Origin of the sequence: Herbaspirillum sp. WGmk3 (assembly GCF_023952535.1) — a bacterium.
GTDB classification, from domain to species: Bacteria; Pseudomonadota; Gammaproteobacteria; order Burkholderiales; family Burkholderiaceae_D; genus Herbaspirillum; species Herbaspirillum huttiense.
Genome location: NZ_JAKYWT010000079.1, coordinates 1 through 265, shown reverse-complemented (window position 1 = coordinate 265; position 265 = coordinate 1). Strand labels below are relative to the sequence as shown.

Here is a 265-nt window from a genome sequence, read left to right as displayed (position 1 = left end):
CCACGCGGCGAACGATGGCCTCTTCCAGCCAGCACAGAAACATCTGGCTCGCCTGACGGGATGCGACGAATTTTCGCCGCCCCATAAAGTACGCCCACGACTCGTTCGCACTGGCCCGTGCCGTGGAGTAGCTCATCTGGGCGTAATTCCGGGAAAGCTGCTCATACGAGACACCCAGCCCGGCAGCGATATACCGCAGCAGTGACTGCTCAAACACGGAGTAGCCGTTATCCGTATCCTGAGCCGTCTGCAGGTTCAGTGAGTC

At 59.6% G+C, this 265-nt stretch carries 1 protein-coding gene; it reads right to left on the bottom strand.

The window, feature by feature from the left end; translation table 11 throughout:
• Nucleotides 1-265: phage portal protein (locus tag MKD49_RS26020; protein WP_252697743.1), on the bottom strand; the 265-nt coding region annotated here is incomplete at both ends.